We start from the raw sequence: 15409 nt of genomic DNA on the forward strand, positions 1-15409 counted from the left end.
GATAGTTAAAAATGAGTATAAAAGTAAATAGTTTGATAAATTTAGCTGGGTATGCAATCCCAACTTTATTGTCAATACCTGCGATGGGGTATTTGGCGAGGGAGCTAGGAATAACTAACTTTGGCTTTTTTTTAATGTTTTTTACAATAGTCGGATACGCAAGTATATTTGATCTCGGACTTTCGCGAGCCGTTGTGCGTGAAATATCATTAAATAAAAACGACAAAAAAGCTACAAATCAAATAATTACAACATCAATTTTTTTAACAATATGTATTGGTGTTGTTGTATCTGTAATTTTTTATTACAGCGACCATAAGATTGCATCCTTAATCAGTGGTCCGGAACAAACTGAAAGTGTTGCATATGCTATAAGTCTTTTAGCTTACTGTCTGCCATTTTACCTCCTTAACATGGTTTGTTGGGGGATATTAGAAGGATATGAAAAATTCAAATTATTAAATATACAAAAAACAATCACAGGTGTTTTAACTGCGCTACTACCAGTTATTTTTATTTATGGAAATGTTGGCTTGCTTAATGCTACTTTTGGGTTAGTGATTGCGAGAATAAGTGGTGCTCTTTTAAGTGTATACTTTGTTTTTAGAAATAATAGGCTTACAATGGATTTTAGTCTAAGTAAAACAAAAGCACTTTTAAGTTTTGGAGGATGGGCGAGTATTAGTAGCATAATTAATCCATTGCTTACAAATATTGACCGATTTATCTTGTCAAATGCAGTTGGCCCTGCTAAAGCTTCGTTATATATTGCTCCTGCAGATGCAATTTCAAAGTTACTTATATTACCGACAACTATAGCAAGGACAATTTTTCCTGCGCTATGTAAGAATAATACAAAAGATGAGCGAAAAAAAATAATAAAAGAGGCTACGCTATTAATAAGTGTAACTAGTATAGTTATAGCTATTGTATTTTCTTTGAAGGCTGGTGATATTATAACTTTATGGCTTGGGAAACAATATAGCACTGAGAGTCCTTATATATTTCAAATATTATTAATAGGTTTTGTATTCAATTCTCTTGCTCAAGTTCCATTTGCCCAAATCCAATCGAAAGGTTATGCAAAAATTACGGGGCTCATTCATCTTATTGAATGTATTCCATATCTGCTAGTTTTATATTTTTCAATTATGTATTTTTCTGTCGCTGGTGTTGCTTATGCCTGGAGCGCAAGAGTCACCTTCGATTATTTTATACTAATGTTAATTTCGTTGAGGCTGGAAAAGATAAAATGAAAATCCCAGTATTAGTGACTTCTTGTATCTCACCTAATGCTCCTCTTACAAATCTTTCTGATGAAAATTCAAGATTATCACTTACATTGAAAGCGATAAGAGAATTGTCAAAGAGTGCTGATTATCTAGTAATATGTGATGGTAGTGATTATGATTTGACTAAAGATATCTATAACGATAAACAAATAATCAACAAAGATTTAATTGAGATATTACATTTCAAAAACGATACAGAAAGTGTTAAATCTTATGGAAAAGGTTATGGAGAGGGTGAAATAATTGAGTATGCATTGATGAATAGTCGCTACTTGTCTGATGCTGAAAGTTTCGCAAAAATAACCTCAAAACTATATGTCGATAATTATAAGCAATGTATAAAAGCATTCAATGGTAAAGCTTTTTTTATACCAGTTCCTTTTCTTAATGAAAATATGATTGATACAAGATTTTATGTTGTAAATAAAAAAATATATTTGGACTTTTTTGCTAATTCTTATAAAGATGTGCGTGACCTTGACGGCGTTTATTTAGAACACGTTTTTTTTGAGCAAATTAAAAAAAACAAATTAAAAGGAGTTATTGGAACAACCATTCCAAAAATAAAAGGAGTCTCCGGCACGTTTAATATTGAGTATTCCACTGATAGTAAAATAAAGACCTTAATTAAAGAATTAAGATTAAACTATATTGCCATGAAAAATAAGTGAGTTAAGATGAGTGGCTTACAGATTACTATAATAACATCGACGTATAATTGTGAGGGAGATTTCTGCAAAACAGCGGAATCTATTAAAAATCAGACTTATTGTAACATTCAATGGATTGTTATAGACGGCAACTCTAACAAATCAACACTAGAGTATATTTATAAATATATTGATATTATAGATTATTTTTTATGTGAGCCTGATCAAGGAATATACGACGCCTGGAATAAAGCGCTTCCTCACATAAATGGCGATTGGGTTATTTTTATGGGAGCCGGCGATACATTCTATGAAAATAATACTCTTTCAAAAATAGTAAATGCTATTCACGAAAATATGAGTGCAACAACTATATATGGTGATGTATATTTTAGTGATAAAGGTAATATAGTTGGAGTTTACGGAAAAATAAAGAAAAAGTGGGAGTGTGGTCGGCCTTCACTTCCTCCGCATCAGGGTACTTTCCAGAATTCTGTCTTTTTTAAAGATAATGCTAATTGCTTTGATACAACACTAAAAATTGCTGCTGATAGTGATTTTATGATAAGAACAATAGATCCAGCTACAATGCATTATGTGAATTTCCCTGTATCCATAATGGATGCTTCGGGTGTTAGTTCAAATGAATCTAATAAAAAATTAGTCAAGAAAGAAATTGCTTACATTCTTGCTAAGAATAATATTCTTATGCCCTTATCATACAAAATAAAATTTGCTGTCTATAATTCATTACAAGTTTTATTTAAAATGATTGTCCCTCAAGCATTATATCAAAAAACAAAATCAATCAAGCGAAAATTATTCGGCTTAAGGTAGGGGAGGGGATGTGGTAATAATATATTGTTTAAATGTTATACTGGCTATAGTACTATATTTTTCTTTTTCTTTATTAGCGACGAAAACACTAAGGCTTACAATTGTCAATCCCTTTACAATTTGCGCCATTATTTTATTTCCGGTTTTTCTATTGGAAAATATTTTGGCTCCTCTTTTCTATGGTTCAGACTTTGCATTAAATCAATATTATAATGAGGCTTTGTTTATATATAACATCTACTCTTTTGCAGGTGTTTTATCTATAATTTTCTTTTATTTGGTTTTTAATATAGTATTTAAAAATAGAGAAATCTATTTAACTTGTTCGATTTCTAATGCTAAACTAAAAAGAATATCAAATATTACATTGGTTCTGTTTGTTGCATTATTTGTTCTTCTTTCTTCAAAGTCAGAAATAGGTATTTCTGGATGGTTAATGAATCCCAGGGATGGTTATCAAAACTATCGAGAAGGTAATGGTTTTTTATATGCTTTTTCTTTAAGTATGCTTTCAGTATCTTATTTCTCTAGAGCGTTAGGTTTACGCTCGGAAATAAGGTTATTTTTATGCGCGATATTATATTGTACCTTGGTTTTTTTTCTTGGGTCGAAAACTTTTATTCTTTCATTCGCGATTTTTTATCTTGCAGTGTTAAGTCTTAATAAATCTAGATTTTTAAAATTTGGACTGATTTTAGTTACACCCCTGGCAGCGTGTGCCATTCTCTATAATTTATTTTTAGCTATTGGAAATATGAATGTCGATGTAGTATTGTCTTATTTTGACCAGTATCAAAATAGTATTTATTTGCTACAAGACCTTGATAAAGGTGTGGTTAAATTTTTCAATGGCACAGTTTATTTCAGCCAATTTTGGTCTTATATACCGAGAGGTTTGTTTCCTGATAAACCTTTTGTATATGGATTCTTGCATGTAAATGAAATCTATTATCCAGGAGCTGCGGAGTCGGGGCATACACCTGCTTTTTCAAAAGGGATGGATAATTTTGTTGATTATGGATATGTTGGACTGGTCATTTTAACTTTTCTTTCACCCATGAATATATTTTATGGCTATATTTTTGCTAAGCTTAAAATGTTTAATGCAAAAGTAATTACGAACTCTGCATCCTATTTTTTGCTTTCTATAATTCTCATTTCACCTTCATTTGGAACTTATTTTGCTGGGCCTGCATATGTATTGTTACTGATCTTCTTTTTGATATTGTTCGTTCTAATCGAACGTATTACCTTGCGAGGGCGATGATAATGGTGACTATCGATGGGATTATTTATAATCTTCAATCATTTGGTGGAATAAGTGTATACTTTAATGAGTTGATCCAGGGAATGGTGAAATCAAATTACCAAGCTGAAATTCTGTTGTATAAAAATAAAGAATTTGAGTTTGATACAAATGACTTAAAGTTGCAATATCGTAAACCAAGAATTTTAGAAAGATATAGAAATGTAACTGATGTTAAAAGTGGCGTTTTGCACTCAAGTTATTATCGAGTTCATAAAAATCCTAATTTGAATGTGAAAAATGTTACAACTGTTCATGATTTCACCTATGAGAAATACAGGGGAGGAATGTCAAAATTTATTCATTCTATTCAAAAATATCATGCTATCAAGAATAGTGATATTGTGATTTGTATTTCAAACAACACTGCTAGAGATTTACTTAAGTACTGTCCAATTAGCGAAGATAAAATTAGAGTGATTTATAATGGTGTATCCCCATCATATAAACATATTTCTAGCATGTCTGATATGAGAGTAAATGATTCAGTTTTATTTGTCGGTGCCAGAGAAGGTTATAAAAATTTCGTTCTTGCAGTCAAGGCTGTAGGGGAATTACATGGCTTAAAGCTTACAATTGTAGGCGGAGGAGTGCTTAAAAAATATGAAATAGAACTCCTTGAGAAACATTTAAAAAATAGATATGAACATTTTACATTTTTGAGTAATGAAGATTTAAATATACAGTATAATACTGCATATGCACTTGTTTACCCTTCCAGTTATGAGGGGTTTGGAATACCTGTTCTAGAAGCTATGCAGGCCGGATGTCCAGTTATTTGTGCAAACACATCCTCGTTGCCAGAAGTAGGGGGGAATGCGCCTATTTATATTGATGATATTAATGAGTTTACGTTAAAAGAAGCTTTAGAATTAGTTAATTTAAAAAGAAATGTTATGATCGAAAGAGGTTTACTGCAGGCGCAAAAATTTTCATGGTCAAAATGTGTTAATGAAACGATTAAAGTTTATAATGAGTTGAATATTTAGGAACATAATATGATTAAAATGAATAAAAAAGTTGCATTTATCACAGGCGTAACTGGACAAGATGGTTCATATCTTGCAGAATTTCTCATTGAAAAAGGTTATGAAGTACATGGTATAAAACGCCGAGCATCGTCATTTAACACCGATAGAATTGATCATATTTATCAATCACGATTCGTTGATGAGCCTAATTTTATTTTACACTATGGGGATTTAACAGATACATCGAATCTGATCCGTTTAATCCAAGAAATTCAACCGGATGAAATTTATAACCTTGGTGCACAATCCCATGTCGCAGTGTCATTCGAGTCACCAGAATATACAGCAGATGTAGATGCAATAGGGACATTACGTTTATTAGAAGCAATACGAATCTGTGGGCTGGAGAAAAAAACACGTTTCTATCAAGCATCTACTTCAGAACTTTTTGGTTTAGTGCAAGAGATTCCTCAGCGTGAAACTACTCCATTCTACCCGCGTTCGCCTTATGCTGTAGCTAAGATGTATGCTTACTGGATAACAGTTAACTACCGTGAATCTTATGGTATATATGCTTGTAATGGTATTCTTTTTAACCATGAATCGCCACGCCGTGGAGAAACGTTTGTTACCCGTAAAATTACTCGTGCAATAGCTAATATTTCTCAGGGGATCGAACAGTGCTTATATTTGGGTAATCTGGATTCGTTGCGTGACTGGGGACACGCTAAAGATTATGTTCGCATGCAATGGATGATGCTTCAGCAAGATCATCCAGAGGATTTTGTCATTGCCACAGGTAAACAGATATCTGTGCGTGAATTTGTCCGTATGGCTGCTAAAGAAGTCGGACTTGAACTTGAATTCTCTGGTGAGGGTGTAGATGAGATAGCCACAGTAGTTAATAAAATTTCCGATTGTGCTATTGGTGTAAATGTTGGGGACGTTATAGTTCGGGTTGATCCTCGTTATTTCCGTCCTGCTGAAGTTGAAACACTCTTAGGTGACCCTGCAAAAGCAAAAAATCTATTAGGCTGGGAACCAGAGATTACAGTTGAAGAGATGTGTGCGGAAATGGTTGCTAGCGATTTGTTAAAAGCGAAACAACATGCACTTCTTAAAAGCCATGGTTATGATGTTTCGGTTTCTCTGGAGCGTTAATACATGATACAGAAAAGAGTATATGTTGCTGGGCACCAGGGCATGGTTGGCTCTGCTATTTGCCGACAATTATCGCTGCGTGATGATATCGAGTTAGTGGTTAAAACACACAAAGAACTCGATCTGACCGTGCAGAAGGATGTTGAGGCATTTTTTGAGAGAGAGAGGATTGATCAGGTTTATCTTGCTGCGGCAAAAGTAGGTGGTATTTATGCCAATAATACATTTCCAGCAGAATTCATCTATCAGAATCTCATGATTGAGAGTAATATTATACATTCAGCTCACAAGGTTGGAATTCAAAAATTACTTTTTTTAGGCTCTAGCTGTATTTATCCAAAATTTGCAGAGCAGCCGATGAAAGAGTCTGCACTTTTGACGGGCATACTTGAGCCAACTAATGAGCCATACGCAATTGCTAAAATTGCGGGCATAAAATTATGTGAGTCTTATAATCGTCAATATGGTCGCGATTATCGAAGTGTAATGCCTACTAATCTTTATGGATCGAATGATAACTTCCATCCTGAAAACTCCCATGTTATTCCGGCACTCATGCGTAGATTCCATGAGGCAAAAGAAAGTGGTGCACAAGAAGTTATTGTCTGGGGCACGGGAACGCCGATGCGTGAGTTTTTATATGTTGATGATATGGCTGCTGCCTCGGTTCATGTGATGGAGCTAGAGGACACAATTTATCAACAAAACACACAACCAATGTTATCTCATATTAATGTTGGTACCGGGGTGGATTGTTCCATACGTGAAATGGCTGAAACAATGGCTTCTGTAGTGGGTTATCAAGGAAAAATTGTTTTTGACGCGACCAAACCAGATGGCACCCCGCGAAAGCTTATGGACGTTACCCGACTCAAAAACTTGGGCTGGCAACATCGCTATAATTTACATGAAGGTCTATCATTAACATATAAATGGTTTCTTGATAATATTGATTCTTTTCGGGGATAGTTATGAAAAAGAGATTAGAATATGAGTTATTTAAAACAATAGTCAAGCATACTCCTCTAATCTCGATTGACCTCATAATTAGAAACGATAAAGGAGAGGCGCTGCTTGGGCAGCGCCTGAATCGCCCCGCAAAAAATTATTGGTTTGTGCCAGGAGGGCGAATTTTTAAGGATGAGTCATTCGAGGATGCTTTTAAAAGGATTACATTTGAAGAGATAGGCGTTCAAACTAGTCTTGGTGAGGCCATATTTCTTGGTGTGTATGAACACTTTTACAATGACAATTTTTCTGAAGTAGAATTTTCTACACACTACGTAGTGCATGGATATGAAATTCAAATTAATCCGCAGCAACTTCACCTACCAACGATTCAGCATAATTCCTACAAGTGGTTTGATGTAGTAACGTTGCTTAATAGCACTGCAGTTCATCAATATACCAAAAATTATTTTATATCAAGGTAATAGATATGCTACTTCCCGTTGTCATGGCCGGTGGTTCTGGTACCAGATTATGGCCTCTTTCACGTACACTTTATCCGAAACAATTTCTGTCTTTAAATAGCCGCTTAACTATGTTGCAAGAGACTTTGCGACGGCTAGAAAAGGTTGAACACAATCCTGCTTTGATCATTTGTAATGAATCACATCGTTTCATCGTTGCTGAACAATTGCGTAAAGTTGGTTTAAGGCATAGTGGGATTTTGCTTGAGCCTGTAGGGCGCAATACGGCACCTGCTGTAGCCCTTGCAGCGCTTCAGGCAACGGCAAGTGGAGAGGATCCTATACTTTTGGTTCTTGCGGCTGACCATGAAATTCAGGATGAGGACAGTTTCATTACAGCAGTTTTGGCCGCGAAGGACTTTGCTCAGCAAGGTAAGTTGGTCACATTTGGCATCGTTCCAACAGCTCCAGAGACAGGGTATGGTTATATTAAGTCAGGTGAGCCACTTGGTGGGCAAGGTTATAAAGTTGCAGCTTTTGTTGAAAAGCCAGAGCTAGAATTAGCTCAGCGGTATTTGTCAGATGGCGGTTATCTTTGGAATAGTGGAATGTTTATGTTCAGAGCATCTGTATTCATTGATGAACTAAAAAAATTCCGTCCAGATATTCTAGAGAGTTGTCAGCAATCCTTAGCTTCCTCGACTCAAGATTTAGATTTTATCCGCTTGGATAACTCTTCTTTTTCTTGCTGCCCTGAAGAGTCAATCGACTATGCCGTTATGGAAAAAACAGCTGAAGCTGTGGTCGTACCATTGGATGCGCAATGGAGTGATGTTGGGTCATGGTCTGCGCTGTGGGAAATAAGTTCAAAAGACCAAAGCGGCAATGCCATTCGTGGTGATGTTTTGGTTGAAGATGCTACAGATAGTTATCTTTATTCGCAGCATAGACTTATTGGTGCCGTGGGCGTAAAGGATTTGGTTGTCGTTGAAACGAAAGATGCAGTATTAGTTGCTCATAAAGATAAAGTTCAGCAAGTTAAAAACATCGTAGCTCAACTTAAAAAGAATAATCGAACAGAATATTTACAACATCGGGAAATTTTTCGTCCTTGGGGCAGTCATGACACTATAGCTGAAGGGCAACGCTTTCAGGTTAAACATGTGATTGTATTACCGGGTCACATTACCGCTAAGCAGATCCATTACCATCGTACTGAGCATTGGATTGTTGTCTCGGGGACAGCTAAAGTTCATCTTGAGGAGAAAACTTATCTTGTTTCAGAAAATGAGTCAACATATATACCTGTTGGTGTACCACATGCCATTGAAAATCCCGGCAAGATCCCGCTTGAAATAATTGAGGTTAGATCAGGAGTCTACCTGGAAGAGGATGATGTTATAAGAGTTTCTTCTTCTGGAGTCGGATACTAATGCGGATTTCAATTATCACAGCAACTTATAATAGTGAAAAAACGCTTCTTGATACATTACTCTCTCTGGAAAAACAAACGCATTCAGATATTGAATATATAGTTGTAGATGGAGCATCAAAAGATAATACGATAGAGCTAATCAAGAGTAAATGTACAAGAGTTTCAAGAATCATTTGCGAACCCGACAATGGTATTTATGATGCACTGAATAAAGGTATTCAAGCAGCTTCTGGTGATATAATTGGATTTTTGCACTCTGATGACTTACTTGCTTATGATGGAGCCATTGCAGATATAGTAAAAACATTTGAAAGTTCAGGGTGTGATGCTGTTTATGGTGATTTGGAGTATGTTGCCCAAAATGATACGACTAAACGTATTAGATTATGGAAGAGTGGCTCATTTAGCCGTTTGAAGATGAAACTAGGTTGGATGCCGCCACACCCATCATTTTATATGAAACGCGATTGTTATAGTCAGTTTGGTTGTTTTTCATTAGATTACCGTATATCTGCTGATTATGACTCATTATTACGTTATATTTTAAAACAGCGTATTTCAATAGCGTACTTACCAAAAGTATTAGTGAAAATGCGTGTTGGTGGAATTAGCAATCGCTCAGTATCTTCCATGATCAATAAATCAATGGAAGATATTCGCGCTATGAAACAGAATGGTATTATCTGGCCAATAGCTTTAGCGTATAAAAATTTATCCAAACTTCCTCAATTTATTAAGAAGTAATCATCATGTTAAATGCTAACAAAATCATTACCGATAGCAATATTGCTTTCGGCACTAGTGGTGCTCGTGGTTTAGTCATCGATTTTACCCATGATGTTTGTGCAGCCTTCAGTCATGCGTTTCTTTCTGTTATTGATGACAAATACAATTTTAATAAAGTTGCTTTAGCCATTGACAACCGCCCGAGTAGTTATGAAATTGCTCAGGCATGCGCGTTCGCTATCAAACAACATGGGTTCGCCATTGAATATCATGGTGTAATTCCGACCCCTGCATTAGCTCATTATTCCATGCAGAAAAATATCCCCTGCATAATGGTTACTGGTAGTCACATACCTTTTGACCGTAATGGTTTGAAATTTTACCGTCCAGATGGTGAAATCACAAAAGAGGATGAGTTAGCAATAGTAAATAGTGAATATGCTTTTTCTCCTGTAGATGTATTACCTCATCTTGAAACTAGTACTCAAGGTGCGGATTCATACCTGGAACGTTATGTTTCTCTTTTTAATTCCGATATTTTAAAGGGGAAGAGAATTGGGATCTATGAACATTCTAGTGCAGGACGAGATTTATATGCTCCACTTTTTAATCAATTGGGTGCTGAGGTCATCTCCCTCGGTAGAAGTGATGAGTTCGTTCCTATTGATACGGAAGCAGTTAGCGAAGAAGATCGTCTACTTGCAAGAGAGTGGTCTAAAAAATACAATCTCGATGCAATTTTCTCAACAGATGGTGATGGTGATCGTCCTTTAGTTGCCGATGAAAATGGTGAATGGCTAAGAGGCGATATTCTGGGATTACTTACGGCTATTGAACTTAATATCAAGGCGTTGGCTATTCCAGTGAGTTGTAATACAGCAATTGAACAATCTAATAAATTTGCAAATATACAACGGACTAAAATTGGCTCTCCTTATGTGATTGCAGCGTTTTCAGAACTTGCTAAACAATTTGATTCAGTCGCTGGTTTTGAAGCTAATGGAGGTTTTCTGCTTGCCTCCGATCTACAAATTAATGGCAAAGAATTAAATGCGTTACCTACTCGAGATGCCGTATTACCAGCGTTAATGCTCTTAATAGCTTCTCGTAATAGTACTATCTCTCAACTGGTTAATAATCTTCCACAGCGATTCACTTGGTCAGATAGAGTGAAAAACTTTCCTTCAGAGTCAAGTCAGCAAATTATAAAAAATGCTATTTCATCACCCAATAATTTCTTTAATAAATTAGGGTATGAATCATTATCCTGTTCCACTATTGATGAAACGGATGGTGCAAGATTTATTTTAACTAATGGTGATATTATACATCTCCGTCCTTCCGGAAATGCTCCTGAACTCCGTTGTTATGCTGAAGGCAGTGATGAAAATCAGGCTAAGCAATATGTTACGAATGTGCTTGGGAATATTATATCTTTAATTTCTTGATGTTATAGATTTATCTTCGCTTATATATGCGTGTAGGTTTGGTTACAAGTGGATGTCTGTATAAAGGAAGATGAACGGTATTCGTTGCATTAATGAAATTCAGCACTACACACATTCATGTAACTTGAGTTAACATCTGTTTCATATTCAAGCCGCGCAACCTCGCGGTGACCACCCCTGACAGGAGTAAACAATGTCAAAGCAACAGATCGGCGTCGTCGGTATGGCAGTGATGGGACGCAACCTTGCGCTCAACATCGAAAGCCGTGGTTATACCGTCTCTATTTTCAACCGTTCTCGTGAAAAGACGGAAGAAGTGATTGCCGAAAATCCAGGCAAGAAACTGGTTCCTTACTATACGGTGAAAGAGTTTGTTGAATCTCTGGAAACGCCTCGTCGCATCCTGTTAATGGTGAAAGCAGGTGCAGGCACGGATGCTGCTATTGATTCCCTGAAACCATATCTCGATAAAGGCGATATCATCATTGATGGTGGTAATACCTTCTTCCAGGACACCATTCGTCGTAACCGCGAGCTTTCTGCAGAAGGCTTTAACTTCATCGGTACGGGGGTTTCCGGTGGTGAAGAGGGCGCGCTGAAAGGACCTTCTATCATGCCTGGTGGGCAGAAAGAAGCCTATGAACTGGTTGCACCTATCCTGACCAAAATCGCCGCCGTTGCTGAAGATGGCGAACCGTGCGTTACCTATATTGGTGCTGATGGCGCAGGTCACTATGTGAAGATGGTTCACAACGGTATTGAATACGGTGATATGCAACTGATTGCTGAAGCCTATTCTCTGCTGAAAGGTGGTCTGAATCTATCTAACGAAGAACTGGCACAAACCTTTACCGAGTGGAATAACGGTGAACTGAGCAGCTACCTGATCGACATCACTAAAGACATCTTCACCAAAAAAGATGAAGACGGTAACTACCTGGTTGATGTGATCCTGGATGAAGCAGCGAACAAAGGTACGGGTAAATGGACCAGTCAGAGCGCGCTGGATCTCGGCGAACCGCTGTCGCTGATTACTGAGTCTGTGTTTGCTCGTTATATCTCTTCCCTGAAAGATCAGCGCGTAGCTGCGTCTAAAGTACTATCGGGTCCGCAAGCACAGCCAGCGGGCGACAAAGCAGAGTTCATCGAAAAAGTTCGCCGTGCGCTTTATCTGGGTAAGATTGTTTCTTACGCGCAGGGCTTCTCGCAGTTACGTGCGGCGTCTGAAGAGTACAACTGGGATCTGAATTATGGTGAAATCGCGAAGATCTTCCGTGCCGGTTGTATCATTCGCGCTCAGTTCCTGCAGAAAATCACGGATGCTTACGCCGAAAATCCGAAGATTGCTAACCTGCTGTTAGCCCCGTACTTTAAGAAAATTGCCGACGATTACCAGCAAGCTTTGCGTGATGTTGTTGCTTATGCGGTGCAGAACGGCATTCCAGTACCTACCTTCTCTGCAGCGGTTGCTTATTATGACAGCTATCGTGCCGCAGTACTGCCTGCAAACTTGATCCAGGCACAGCGTGACTATTTCGGTGCGCATACCTATAAGCGCATTGATAAAGAAGGTGTATTCCACACCGAATGGCTGGATTAATCTGATTTAATCAGTATTAAACTAAGGCCCGGCATTTATCGCCGGGCTTTTTTTGCTATCAATCTTATTGATTTAATTTCATTGCTTAATACTAACTTAATAAATAGCAGCTATTCTTATAAAGAAAATCTGAAATGTTTTTCGTTTCGTTGACCAGACATCATCGTGGCGTTAAAACTTTTAACTCTTATCAGGGTGCTAAAACATCATGATTCATAGTTAAGTTAATTCTGAGAGCATGAAATGAAAATCACCATTTCCGGAACCGGTTATGTTGGCCTGTCTAATGGGCTATTAATCGCACAAAATCATAACGTTGTAGCATTAGATATTTTGCCATCTCGCGTTGCAATGCTAAATGATCGGATATCTCCTATTGTTGATAAAGAAATTCAGCAATTTTTGCAATCAGACAAAATACGTTTTAATGCCACGTTAGATAAAAAAGAAGCCTACCGGAATGCTGATTATGTAATCATCGCAACCCCGACCGACTATGATCCTAAAACCAATTATTTCAATACATCCAGCGTAGAATCAGTAATTAAAGATGTTACAGAAATAAACCCTCATGCAGTAATGATTATTAAGTCCACGGTTCCGGTAGGTTTTACGGCCGCGATGCAAAAAAAATTCAAGACAGAGAACATCATCTTCTCCCCTGAATTCCTCCGAGAAGGCAAAGCCCTTTACGATAACCTTCATCCTTCCCGTATTGTGATAGGCGAACGTTCTGAACGTGCACAGCGTTTTGCCGCGTTATTACAGCAAGGGGCGGTTAAACAAAATATCCCGACTCTGTTTACTGATTCAACAGAAGCAGAGGCCATTAAACTTTTTGCCAATACTTACCTTGCAATGCGCGTGGCGTACTTTAACGAGCTGGACAGTTATGCAGAAAGCCTTGGATTGAACACCCGTCAAATCATTGAAGGTGTTTGTCTTGATCCTCGTATCGGCAATCATTACAACAATCCATCATTTGGTTACGGTGGTTACTGTTTGCCGAAAGATACCAAGCAGCTTCTGGCAAATTACCAGTCTGTGCCAAATAACATCATTTCTGCCATCGTTGAAGCTAACCGTACCCGCAAAGACTTTATTGCCGATGCTATCTTGTCGCGTAAACCAAAAGTCGTAGGGATATATCGCCTAATTATGAAGAGCGGTTCAGATAACTTTCGTGCGTCTTCCATTCAGGGGATCATGAAGCGTATCAAAGCTAAGGGGGTAGAAGTGATTATCTATGAACCGGTAATGAAGGAAGAAATGTTTTTCAATTCACGTCTGGAACGTGATCTCGCGACTTTTAAGCAACAGGCTGATGTCATTATCTCTAATCGAATGTCAGAAGAGCTTAAAGATGCAGCAGACAAGGTCTACACCCGCGATCTTTTCGGTAGCGACTAACTATCTGTAATCAGATGATTTTTGGCGGTAGTTGGTATCTATGTTCATGTAACAATTCATTATATTTATTGTTTATCCTATGGCATTCATACGGATTATCGCTAAACTATGGCGACCTGAAATTTTCCGTCTGTTAGGGTAATGATGAAAGTTGAAAATAATAATATTTCTGGGCACAACAATGACCCGGAACAGATTGATTTAATTGATTTACTGATGCAACTGTGGCGCGGGAAGATGACCATTATCGCCACAGTCATTGTGGCTATCGTGTTGGCTATTGGATACCTGGCAGTAGCGAAAGAGCAATGGACATCAACAGCCATTGTCACTCAGCCTGATGTGGGGCAAATTGCCGGCTATAACAACGCCATGAATGTAATTTATGGCCAGGCTGCGCCAAAAGTAGCTGATTTACAGGAGGCGTTGATTGGGCGCTTCAGTTCTGCTTTTTCTGCATTAGCGGAAACGCTGGATAATCAGGAAGAACGCGAAAAACTGACTATCGAGCCTGCTGTTAAAAACCAGCCGTTACCGTTAGCTGTTTCTTATGTCGGGCACACTGCGGAGGATGCACAGAAAAAGCTGGCTGAATACATTCAACAAGTTGATGACCGAGTGAATGAAGAACTGGAGAAAGACCTGAAGGATAATATCGCTTTGGGTATGAAAACCTTGCAGGACTCCCTGAAAACTCAGGAAGTGGTGGCTCAAGAGCAAAAAACGCTGCGTATCCGCCAGATTCAGGAAGCGTTGCAGTATGCGAATCAGGCGCAGGTAACAAAGCCGCAGATTCAGCAGACTGGTGAAAATATTACTCAGGATACGTTGCTTTTATTAGGTAGCGAAGCGCTGGAGTCGATGATTAAGCACGAAGCGACTCGTCCGCTTGTGTTCTCGCCAAACTATTATCAGACTCGTCAAAACCTGCTGGATATCGAAAGCTTAAAGGTAGATGATCTTGATATTCATGCTTACCGCTATGTGATGAAACCCACACTGCCAATTCGTCGCGATAGCCCGAAAAAGGCCATCACACTGATTCTGGCTGTACTGCTGGGCGGCATGGTTGGCGCGGGAATTGTGCTGGGGCGTAATGCGCTGCGTAATTACAACGCGAAATAGTCTTTTCAGCTTTAAATAAAAAGGGCAGGGTGGTGA

General features: G+C 37.9%; 14 protein-coding genes. All 14 read left to right on the forward strand.

Annotation, left to right across the window (positions count from 1 at the left end; translation table 11 throughout):
* Positions 1 to 11: 11 nt before the first annotated feature.
* Positions 12 to 1256, forward strand: a complete 1245-nt coding sequence (locus D9736_RS02125) for a flippase (protein ID WP_130257582.1) — start codon at positions 12 to 14, stop codon at positions 1254 to 1256.
* On the forward strand, positions 1253 to 1963 hold the full coding sequence (locus D9736_RS02130) for a hypothetical protein (protein ID WP_130257583.1): 711 nt from the start codon (positions 1253 to 1255) through the stop codon (positions 1961 to 1963). Before D9736_RS02125 ends, D9736_RS02130 begins: the two co-directional genes overlap by 4 nt.
* 6 nt (positions 1964 to 1969) lie before the next feature.
* On the forward strand, positions 1970 to 2779 hold the full coding sequence (locus D9736_RS02135; RefSeq protein WP_130257584.1) for a glycosyltransferase family 2 protein: 810 nt from the start codon (positions 1970 to 1972) through the stop codon (positions 2777 to 2779).
* Between the two features lie 10 nt (positions 2780 to 2789).
* A complete protein-coding gene (locus D9736_RS23315) occupies positions 2790 to 4046 on the forward strand; it encodes an O-antigen polymerase (protein ID WP_165383136.1) in 1257 nt (418 codons plus the stop codon).
* Between the two features lie 2 nt (positions 4047 to 4048).
* Complete coding sequence (locus tag D9736_RS02150; RefSeq protein WP_130257585.1) at positions 4049 to 5074, forward strand: glycosyltransferase family 1 protein; 1026 nt, start codon at positions 4049 to 4051, stop codon at positions 5072 to 5074.
* A gap of 18 nt (positions 5075 to 5092) precedes the next feature.
* A complete protein-coding gene (gene gmd / locus D9736_RS02155) occupies positions 5093 to 6217 on the forward strand; it encodes a GDP-mannose 4,6-dehydratase (protein WP_001610406.1) in 1125 nt (374 codons plus the stop codon).
* A 3-nt stretch (positions 6218 to 6220) separates the two neighbouring features.
* On the forward strand, positions 6221 to 7186 hold the full coding sequence (locus D9736_RS02160) for a GDP-L-fucose synthase (protein ID WP_130257586.1): 966 nt from the start codon (positions 6221 to 6223) through the stop codon (positions 7184 to 7186).
* 2 nt (positions 7187 to 7188) lie between these two features.
* Positions 7189 to 7650, forward strand: coding sequence for a GDP-mannose mannosyl hydrolase (locus tag D9736_RS02165; RefSeq protein WP_130257587.1), 462 nt, complete (start codon positions 7189 to 7191; stop codon positions 7648 to 7650).
* A gap of 5 nt (positions 7651 to 7655) precedes the next feature.
* The gene (locus tag D9736_RS02170) at positions 7656 to 9062 is read left to right on the forward strand and encodes a mannose-1-phosphate guanylyltransferase/mannose-6-phosphate isomerase (protein ID WP_130257588.1); all 1407 of its coding nucleotides are present in this window, start codon (positions 7656 to 7658) and stop codon (positions 9060 to 9062) included.
* Positions 9062 to 9808, forward strand: coding sequence for a glycosyltransferase family 2 protein (locus D9736_RS02175; protein WP_130257589.1), 747 nt, complete (start codon positions 9062 to 9064; stop codon positions 9806 to 9808). Before D9736_RS02170 ends, D9736_RS02175 begins: the two co-directional genes overlap by 1 nt.
* 5 nt (positions 9809 to 9813) lie before the next feature.
* The gene (locus D9736_RS02180; protein ID WP_130257590.1) at positions 9814 to 11238 is read left to right on the forward strand and encodes a phosphomannomutase; all 1425 of its coding nucleotides are present in this window, start codon (positions 9814 to 9816) and stop codon (positions 11236 to 11238) included.
* A 193-nt stretch (positions 11239 to 11431) separates the two neighbouring features.
* Positions 11432 to 12838 (forward strand): NADP-dependent phosphogluconate dehydrogenase, encoded by a 1407-nt coding sequence (gndA, locus tag D9736_RS02185; protein WP_000043455.1) that lies wholly within the window; start codon positions 11432 to 11434, stop codon positions 12836 to 12838.
* Positions 12839 to 13081: 243 nt separating this feature from the next.
* Complete coding sequence (gene ugd / locus D9736_RS02190) at positions 13082 to 14248, forward strand: UDP-glucose 6-dehydrogenase (protein WP_130257591.1); 1167 nt, start codon at positions 13082 to 13084, stop codon at positions 14246 to 14248.
* A 144-nt stretch (positions 14249 to 14392) separates the two neighbouring features.
* The gene (gene wzzB, locus D9736_RS02195) at positions 14393 to 15373 is read left to right on the forward strand and encodes an LPS O-antigen chain length determinant protein WzzB (protein ID WP_130257809.1); all 981 of its coding nucleotides are present in this window, start codon (positions 14393 to 14395) and stop codon (positions 15371 to 15373) included.
* The last annotated feature ends 36 nt before the right edge of the window (positions 15374 to 15409 follow it).

The organism is Escherichia sp. E10V10 (assembly GCF_004211985.1).
In the GTDB taxonomy this organism is placed as follows: Bacteria; Pseudomonadota; Gammaproteobacteria; order Enterobacterales; family Enterobacteriaceae; genus Escherichia.

Excerpts from the sequence above, each read along its gene's own strand:
- gndA (WP_000043455.1), top strand. The coding sequence starts at position 11,432 with ATGTCAAAGCAACAGATCGGCGTCGTCGGTATGGCAGTGATGGGACGC.
- wzzB (WP_130257809.1), top strand. The coding sequence starts at position 14,393 with ATGAAAGTTGAAAATAATAATATTTCTGGGCACAACAATGACCCGGAA.
- D9736_RS02135 (WP_130257584.1), top strand. The coding sequence starts at position 1,970 with ATGAGTGGCTTACAGATTACTATAATAACATCGACGTATAATTGTGAG.
- D9736_RS02125 (WP_130257582.1), top strand. The coding sequence starts at position 12 with ATGAGTATAAAAGTAAATAGTTTGATAAATTTAGCTGGGTATGCAATC.
- D9736_RS02130 (WP_130257583.1), top strand. The coding sequence starts at position 1,253 with ATGAAAATCCCAGTATTAGTGACTTCTTGTATCTCACCTAATGCTCCT.
- D9736_RS02150 (WP_130257585.1), top strand. The coding sequence starts at position 4,049 with ATGGTGACTATCGATGGGATTATTTATAATCTTCAATCATTTGGTGGA.
- D9736_RS02170 (WP_130257588.1), top strand. The coding sequence starts at position 7,656 with ATGCTACTTCCCGTTGTCATGGCCGGTGGTTCTGGTACCAGATTATGG.
- gmd (WP_001610406.1), top strand. The coding sequence starts at position 5,093 with ATGAATAAAAAAGTTGCATTTATCACAGGCGTAACTGGACAAGATGGT.
- D9736_RS02180 (WP_130257590.1), top strand. The coding sequence starts at position 9,814 with ATGTTAAATGCTAACAAAATCATTACCGATAGCAATATTGCTTTCGGC.
- D9736_RS02175 (WP_130257589.1), top strand. The coding sequence starts at position 9,062 with ATGCGGATTTCAATTATCACAGCAACTTATAATAGTGAAAAAACGCTT.
- ugd (WP_130257591.1), top strand. The coding sequence starts at position 13,082 with ATGAAAATCACCATTTCCGGAACCGGTTATGTTGGCCTGTCTAATGGG.
- D9736_RS02160 (WP_130257586.1), top strand. The coding sequence starts at position 6,221 with ATGATACAGAAAAGAGTATATGTTGCTGGGCACCAGGGCATGGTTGGC.
- D9736_RS02165 (WP_130257587.1), top strand. The coding sequence starts at position 7,189 with ATGAAAAAGAGATTAGAATATGAGTTATTTAAAACAATAGTCAAGCAT.